The organism is uncultured Arenimonas sp. (genome assembly GCF_963976025.1).
Lineage (GTDB): Bacteria > Pseudomonadota > Gammaproteobacteria > Xanthomonadales > Xanthomonadaceae > Arenimonas.
In genome coordinates this window covers 1-7,028 of record NZ_CAXBJS010000141.1, presented here as the reverse complement: position 1 = coordinate 7,028, position 7,028 = coordinate 1, and the positions used below count along the sequence as shown (strand labels likewise).

Annotated in this window: 6 protein-coding genes and 1 pseudogene; 5 read left to right on the top strand and 2 right to left on the bottom strand. The window is 68.2% G+C overall.

The genetic code is table 11. The annotated features are described in order from the left end of the window. From AACZ35_RS10815 to AACZ35_RS10805, 3 genes and pseudogenes are all read left to right on the top strand, one after another. Positions 1 to 387, top strand: a pseudogene (locus AACZ35_RS10815) (hypothetical protein); the annotation flags it as partial. Then, a complete protein-coding gene (locus tag AACZ35_RS10810) occupies positions 384 to 1,079 on the top strand; it encodes an ABC transporter ATP-binding protein (RefSeq protein ID WP_339829091.1) in 696 nt (231 codons plus the stop codon). The pseudogene AACZ35_RS10815 and the gene AACZ35_RS10810, both read left to right, overlap by 4 nt. A 1-nt stretch (position 1,080) precedes the next feature. Beyond that, the gene (locus tag AACZ35_RS10805) at positions 1,081 to 2,301 is read left to right on the top strand and encodes an ABC transporter permease (RefSeq protein WP_339829089.1); all 1,221 of its coding nucleotides are present in this window, start codon (positions 1,081 to 1,083) and stop codon (positions 2,299 to 2,301) included. Positions 2,302 to 2,319: 18 nt separating this feature from the next. On the opposite strand, the gene AACZ35_RS10800 is transcribed toward AACZ35_RS10805, so the two are convergent. Continuing rightward, positions 2,320 to 3,333, bottom strand: a complete 1,014-nt coding sequence (locus AACZ35_RS10800) for a zinc-dependent alcohol dehydrogenase family protein (protein ID WP_339829087.1) — start codon at positions 3,331 to 3,333, stop codon at positions 2,320 to 2,322. A gap of 2 nt (positions 3,334 to 3,335) precedes the next feature. Beyond that, positions 3,336 to 4,196 (bottom strand): 23S rRNA (adenine(2030)-N(6))-methyltransferase RlmJ, encoded by an 861-nt coding sequence (rlmJ, locus tag AACZ35_RS10795; protein WP_339829085.1) that lies wholly within the window; start codon positions 4,194 to 4,196, stop codon positions 3,336 to 3,338. A 71-nt stretch (positions 4,197 to 4,267) separates the two neighbouring features. Here rlmJ and AACZ35_RS10790 point away from each other — a divergent pair, with 71 nt between their 5' ends. Then, positions 4,268 to 6,088, top strand: coding sequence for a DUF885 domain-containing protein (locus AACZ35_RS10790; RefSeq protein WP_339829082.1), 1,821 nt, complete (start codon positions 4,268 to 4,270; stop codon positions 6,086 to 6,088). After that, positions 6,085 to 6,687, top strand: a complete 603-nt coding sequence (locus AACZ35_RS10785) for a GNAT family N-acetyltransferase (RefSeq protein WP_339829079.1) — start codon at positions 6,085 to 6,087, stop codon at positions 6,685 to 6,687. Before AACZ35_RS10790 ends, AACZ35_RS10785 begins: the two co-directional genes overlap by 4 nt. Positions 6,688 to 7,028 lie beyond the last annotated feature (341 nt).

The window sequence follows — 7,028 nt, the reverse complement described above, 5'->3', positions numbered from 1 at the left end:
GTGCTGCTGGACGTGCCCGAGGATCTTGGCCTGCGTTCGGGCATGAGCGCGCGCGCCGACATCTTCCTGGGCGACGGCGGCAAGACCCTGGCGGTGCCGGTGGAAGCCGTGGTCACCGAGGAGTCCGAGGACGGGCAGGTCAAGCGTTTCGTCTGGGTGGACCGCGACGGCAGCGCCCGCAAGGTCGAAATCGAAACCGGCCTGTCCGACGACCGCTGGGAAGCGGTTGCTTCCGGCCTGGACCTGGGCGACCGGGTCATCGTCGGCCCGGCCAAGACCCTGCGCATCCTGCGCGAGGGCGCCGCCATCGACGCCGAGCTGCGCGACGACAAGGCCAAGGCCGACGCGGAAGACGGCGAAGACGAGGACGGGGACGCTTCCGAATGATCCGCCTCACCGGCATCGTCAAGCGCTACATGATGGGCGAGGAAGAGGTGCTGGCGCTCAACGGCGTCGACCTGTTCGTCGGGTCGAATGAATACGTCGCGCTCATCGGCCCCTCGGGTTCGGGCAAGTCCACGCTGATGAACCTCATCGGCTGCCTGGATTCGCCCTCGGAAGGCACCTACGAGCTCAACGGCCGCGACACTTCCACGCTCAACGACAACGAGCTGGCGCAGGTGCGCAACAAGGAAATCGGCTTCGTGTTCCAGTCCTTCCACCTGCTGCCGCGCATGACCGTGCTCGAGAACGTGATGCAGCCGCTGGTGTACCGCGGCATGCCGCGTTCGGAGCGCAAGGTGCTGGCCACCCGGGCGCTTGAACAGGTGGGCCTGGGCAGCCGCATGGGCCACCGGCCCAACCAGCTTTCCGGCGGCCAGCGCCAGCGCGTGGCCGTGGCCCGGGCCCTGGTCGGCCGGCCGTCGATCCTGCTGGCCGACGAACCCACCGGCAACCTCGATTCCAAGACCTCGGCCGAGATCATGGCCCTGTTCGACGAACTGCACCGCGCCGGCCAGACCGTCGTGGTGGTGACCCACGAGCCCGACATCGCGGCGCACTGCCGCCGCACCATCCGCGTTTCCGACGGCAAGATCGTCGAGGACACCATCAATCCCACGCCCGCGCAGGTGGCCTGACATGTACGCCTTCCTCGAAGCCTTCCGCGCCGCGCTGACCAGCCTGATGGCGCACCGGATGCGCAGTTTCCTCACCACGCTCGGCATCCTGATCGGCACCGCCTCGGTGATCGCCGTGGTGTCGCTGGTGCAGGGATTCTCGCGCTCGATCTCCGACCAGTTCGCCGACCTGGGCAGCAATACGCTCACGCTGCAGGCCTATACCTCCTTCGCCGACGCCAGCCTGGGCAAGGAAAACCGCCTGAGCTTCGACGACGTCGACCTGCTGCGCTACCGCATCGCGGGTGTCGGCGACGTGGTGCCGATGATGGCCGTGCCCAGCACGGGCATCGGTTATCGCAGCCGTACGGCCATGCCGCAGGTCATTGCCACGACCGCCGACTTCACCGTGGTGCGCGGCCTGTACCCGGAGGCGGGACGGTTCATCGTCGACAGCGACGACCAGAGCCGGCGCCGCGTCGCCGTGGTCGGTGCCAAGGCGATCGAGGACCTGGAGCTGCCGGAAGACCCGGTCGGGGAATACATCCGCATCGGCGCCGAATGGTTCAAGGTCGTGGGCGTGCTGGAGAAGCGCGGCGAGCTCCTCGGGTTCAGCCAGGACAACCTGGTCATCATCCCCTTCGACGTCGGCCGGGCCATGACCGGCAACGAGGTGAAGCCGCGCATGAGCGTGTCGTTCACCGCGCAGGACATCGAAGACGTCGAGCCCCTGCGCGAGCGCGTCAAACGCGCCATCCGTGCCTCGCACCGCATCAAGCCGGGCCAGGACGACGACTTCAAGGTCGAGGCGGCGGATTCCTTCGTCAAGCAGTTCGAGCAGATCACCGGCACAGCCACGGCGGTGGTGGGCGGCGTGGTCAGCATCTCGCTGCTGGTCGGCGGCATCGGCATCATGAACATCATGCTGGTGTCGGTGACCGAGCGGACCCGCGAAATCGGCATCCTCAAGGCGCTGGGCGCGACGCGCCGGGACATCCTGGTGCAGTTCCTGCTCGAAGCCGGCCTGCTGGCGCTGCTGGGCGGGCTCATCGGCATCGCGCTCGGATACGGCGCCGGCACAATGGTGTCGTCGATGATCCCCAACTTCCCGCCGGCCCAGGTGCCGCTGTGGGTGGTGGCGGCCGCGGCGGGCTTCTCGGCCCTGGTGGGCGTGGTGTTCGGCATCATGCCGGCCTCGAAAGCCGCCGGCCTGGATCCGATCGAAGCGCTGCGCTACGAGTAGCGCAGCGCGGCGCCGGCCTCAGATGGCGGCGCGCGAGGGGCCGTTGGGCTCGATCACGATCTTGCCGTCGCGGGCGCCGGACGCCGCCGCCTGCACCGCCTCGCGCACGTGGTCGATGCCGTAGCTGGCCTGGATGCGCGCGTGCAGGGTGCCGTCGGCCACCAGGCCGGCGAGTTCCGCGAACAGCGCCTGCTTCTTTTCAGCGCGCGCCGACTTGAACCACTTCGACAGCCAGAAGCCGCGCAGGCGGATGTCGTTGAAGACCAGGTAACGCGGCGAAATCATGCAGCGGTCGCCGCCCATGGCGCCGTAGTTCACCACCGTGCCACCGGCCACCAGGCAGCGCGCCAGGTGTTCGGTGTGCACGCCGCCGACGCAGTCGATTCCCAGCCGCACGTGTACTTCGCCGACGATGTCGCGCACGCGCTTGGGCAGGTCTTCGGCGTCCACCAGCACGTGTTCGCCACCCAGGTCCTGCACGGCCTGTATCGCCGAGCTGCGGCGCACCACGTTGATGATATTGATGCCGCGCCGGCGCGCCAGCTGCAGCAGGTAACCGCCGACGGCGGAGTTGGCGGCGTTCTGCACAACCCAGTCGCCCGGCTGCAGTTCGATGAAGTCCGAAAGCATCAGGGCGGCGGTGGGCGGGTTGACGGTGAGCATGGACAACTGCACCGGATCGACGTCGTGCGGCAGCTTCACCAGGGCCTTGGTGGGCAGGTTGAGGTGGGTGGTCCAGCTGCCGCAGCCCACGGGCAGCAGCACGATGTCGCCTTCGGCCAGGCCGTGGGCCTCGCCGTGGATTTCTTCGATGCGGCCCACGCCTTCGTTGCCGCCGACCGCGGGCAGCGGCGGCAGCTGGCCGTATTCACCGGTCAGGGTAAGCACGTCGGAAGGGTTGACCGGCGCGGCCAGCACCGCCACCCGGCATTCGCCGTCGGCCGGCGGCGGCAGTTCGAACTCCACGGCGCGGATGACCTCGTGTGGAACCGGGCCGCGGGACTCGTAGCGCGCTTGTTTGGGCGTGGACATGGTCAGGGTTTTTCCTGCTTGAGCCAGGTGAGGCGCCAGGAGGCACCGGTTTCGCCCATGGCCTGGGCGAGGGGACGCAGGGCCGGTTCGACGACACGTTCGAACTGCCAGGGCGGGTTGATCACCACCATGCCGCTGCCGTTCAAGCGCAGCGGGGAGTCGTCCGGGCGGACCAGCAGCTCGATCGCCAGCGCCGACTTCATCGGCAGGTTGGCCAGCTTGCGCATCAGCGGCTGCAGCGGCGCGCGCTGCTTGATCGGGTACCACAGGGCGAAGATGCCCTGCGGGAACCGTTCCAGCCCGTCGCGCAGGGCGGCGGTGATGAGCGGGTATTCCTCGGCCTGCGATTCGTAGGGCGGGTCCACCAGCACCAGGGCCCGGGCAAACCGGGTGCTGCCCTCGCGCGGCGGCAGCAGGGCCTTGATGGCGGCGTAACCGTCGCGCTGGTGCACGTGGCAGCGCGGGTCGTCGTGCAGCAGCGACTTCAGGGTCTCGGCTTCCTCGGGCTGCAGTTCGCAGGCGGCCAGCCGGTCCTGTTCGCGCAGGGCGCGGGCCACCAGCAGCGGCGAACCGGGGTAGGTGTCGGCGCCGGGCGTCCAGCAGGCCGCCACCGCTGCCAGGTAGGCGGCCAGGGCAGGGGGTTCGGACGGCCGCGTGGCCCACAGGCGGCGGATGCCGGCCTCGGCTTCGCCGGTGCGCTGGGCCTGGCTGGCGGCCAGGTCGTACTGGCCCCGGCCGGCGTGGGTGTCGAGCACGAAGAAGGGTGCGTCCTTGCGCTTTAGCGCATCGAGCAGGGCGACCAGGACCAGGTGCTTGAGCACGTCGGCGTGGTTGCCCGCATGGAATCCGTGGCGGTAGTTCATGGCGCCAGTGTAGCGCCCGGCGGCCCGGGCGGCGTGGCTCTGCTAAGGTTTCGGACAGCCACGGAGGCCCCATGAAGACCCTGCTCAAGTTCCTTGCCTGGACCCTGCTTGCCCTGATCCTTGCCGGCGCCGCCCTCGGCCTGCACACCGCCTACGGCAAACCCCTGAAGATCGGCTGGTTCTACGAGCGCGTTTTCATCGAATACGCGCTGGACGATCCGGAGCTGCTGACCTCCCTGCGCATGCTGCCGCCCTGGCTGAACTGGTATGGCGACGAACTGAGCGACCGCTCGCCCGCACAGGCCCGCGAAATGCAGGCCAAGCTGCGCGACGACCTGGCCACGCTCCGGGATTACGATCGCGCCGGCCTGGATGAAAGCAACCAGCTGTCCTACGACATCCTGGAGTACTTCCTGGCGATCCAGCAGGAAGGGGAACGTTTCTACCAGCACAACTACCCGCTCAACCAGCTGTTCGGCGTGCAGAACGAGCTGCCCAGCTTCCTGGCGACCCAACACGGCATCCAGTCCGAAGGCGATGCACGCGACTACGTCGCCCGCCTGAACAAGTTCCCGACCATGGCGGAGCAGGTGATGGCGGGCCTGCGCGAGCGCGAACAGGCCGGCATCCTGCCGCCGACCTTCGTGGTCGAGAAGGTGCTGGCGGAGATGCGCGCCTTCACCGGAGCACCGGCCACGGACAACGTGCTGTACACCTCGTTCACCGAGCGCCTGGACAAACTCGACGGGGACACGCTGTCCGCGGACGATCGCGCGGCGCTGCTGGTCGAGGTTGAAGCGGCCATCGCCGGGCAGGTGTACCCGGCCTATCAGGTATTCATCGACTACTACGAAGACCTGCAACCAAGGACCACCGGCAACCACGGCGTCTGGGCGCTTCCCGACGGTGCGGCGTTCTACGCCTGGTCGGCGCGCATGCACACCAGCACCGACATGACGCCATCGCAGATCCACCAGCTGGGGCTCGACGAGGTGGCGCGCCTCGAGGCCGAGATGGATGCGATCCTGGTTGGCGAAGGCCTGGTCGAAGGCAGCATCGGCGAGCGCGTGCAGCAGATCGCGACGCGCCCGGACCAGCTGTACCCGGACACCGACGAGGGGAGGGCGGCGATCATCGCCGACTTCACGACCATCATCGAGGAAATCGACGGCGGGCTGGACGGCGTATTCAACGTGCGCCCGAAGCAGGGAGTGAAGGTCGAACGCGTGCCGGCCTTCCGCGAAAAGACGGCGCCGGGCGCCTATTACAACCCGCCGGCTTTCGATGGTTCGCGGCCGGGCATCTTCTACATCAACCTGCGCAACACCGCCGAGGTGGCGCGTTTCGGCATGCGCACGCTGGCCTACCACGAGGCCATTCCGGGCCATCATTTCCAGACCACGATCCAGCAGGAACTGACCGGCGTGCCGACCTTCCGCAAGGTGCTGCCGTTCACCGCGTTCTCCGAAGGCTGGGCGCTGTACACCGAACGCCTGGCCTGGGAACTTGGCTTCCAGGACCAGCCGCTGGACAACCTGGGCCGGCTGCAGGCGGAGATGTTCCGCGCGGTTCGCCTGGTGGTGGACACCGGCATGCACGACAAGCGCTGGACCCGTGAACAGGCCATCGCCTACATGACCGAAAAAACCGGCATGCCGCAGACCGACGTGGTCGCGGAAATCGAGCGCTACCTGGTGATGCCCGGCCAGGCGCTGGCCTACAAGGTCGGCATGCAGAAGATCCTGGAGCTGCGCGAACGGGCAAGGACGAAGCTCGGCGACCGTTTCGACCTGGCGGCCTTCCACGACCTGGTGCTGACCGGCGGCGACCTGCCGCTGGCCCTGCTTGAACAGCGCGTGGACGCCTGGATAGCGGAGCAGGGCGGGCAGTGAGTCCGGGCATCACGGTCCGGCGCCTGTCGGGCGCCGGCATCGGTCCCTGGCTGGACGAGGTGGCGCGGCTGCGGGTGGCGGTGTTCCGCGACTGGCCCTATCTGTACGAAGGCGACCCGGCCTACGAACGCGAGTACCTGCAGGCCTACGCGGACTCTGCCGACAGCGTGGTGGTGCTCGCCTTCGATGGCGACAGGGTGGTTGGTGCCTCGACGGGTCTGCCGCTGGCCGACGACAGCGCGGAATTCCGCAGGCCTTTCCTGGACGCCGGGCGTCCGGTTGGCGAGGTGTTCTATTTCGGCGAATCCGTGCTGCTGCCGGCGTATCGCGGGCAGGGCCTGGGCCACCGGTTCTTCGACGAGCGCGAGGCGCATGCGGCGTCGCTGGGGCGCTTCACCGTGACGGGGTTCTGCGCGGTGGATCGCGACCCGACCGACCCGCGCCGCCCGCCGGGGCACCGGGGCAACGAAGCCTTCTGGGAAAAGCGCGGCTACGTCCGGCAGCCGGGACTTACGGTGCGGCTGGCCTGGCGCGAGATCGGCGAAGACGAACCGTCCGAGAAGCCGCTGACCTTCTGGTTGCGGCGCATCGGTACCTGACAAGCCTTTGTGGGAGGGACTTCAGTCCCTCTGCGCTTGGCCTTCGGCCAAGTAAAGCGCTGCAGCCGCAGCTGCCGCGGGTGGAGGCGCCGCGCATTCGCCCCGTCCGACACGCCGCAAGTACGTCCCTGTAGGCTCATCGTCGACATCCATGTCTCCGATGGTCGGCCGGGGCGAACGCGCGACACCTCCTCAATGCCACGGGGTGGCCGATGGGAAAGCGGTTTCTCGGCAACTCGAAGCGTCAGCGCATTCGTTTCTGACAAGCGAGCGCGCGTTGCGCTCCTGCGCTCTTGATCTCCTGCCGGCCCCGACGTTCATTCCAGGAGGTAGCGTGCAGT

Coding starts and splice junctions, on each gene's coding strand:
- rlmJ (WP_339829085.1), bottom strand. CDS start 4,196: ATGAACTACCGCCACGGATTCCATGCGGGCAACCACGCCGACGTGCTC.
- AACZ35_RS10800 (WP_339829087.1), bottom strand. CDS start 3,333: ATGTCCACGCCCAAACAAGCGCGCTACGAGTCCCGCGGCCCGGTTCCA.
- AACZ35_RS10805 (WP_339829089.1), top strand. CDS start 1,081: ATGTACGCCTTCCTCGAAGCCTTCCGCGCCGCGCTGACCAGCCTGATG.
- AACZ35_RS10790 (WP_339829082.1), top strand. CDS start 4,268: ATGAAGACCCTGCTCAAGTTCCTTGCCTGGACCCTGCTTGCCCTGATC.
- AACZ35_RS10810 (WP_339829091.1), top strand. CDS start 384: ATGATCCGCCTCACCGGCATCGTCAAGCGCTACATGATGGGCGAGGAA.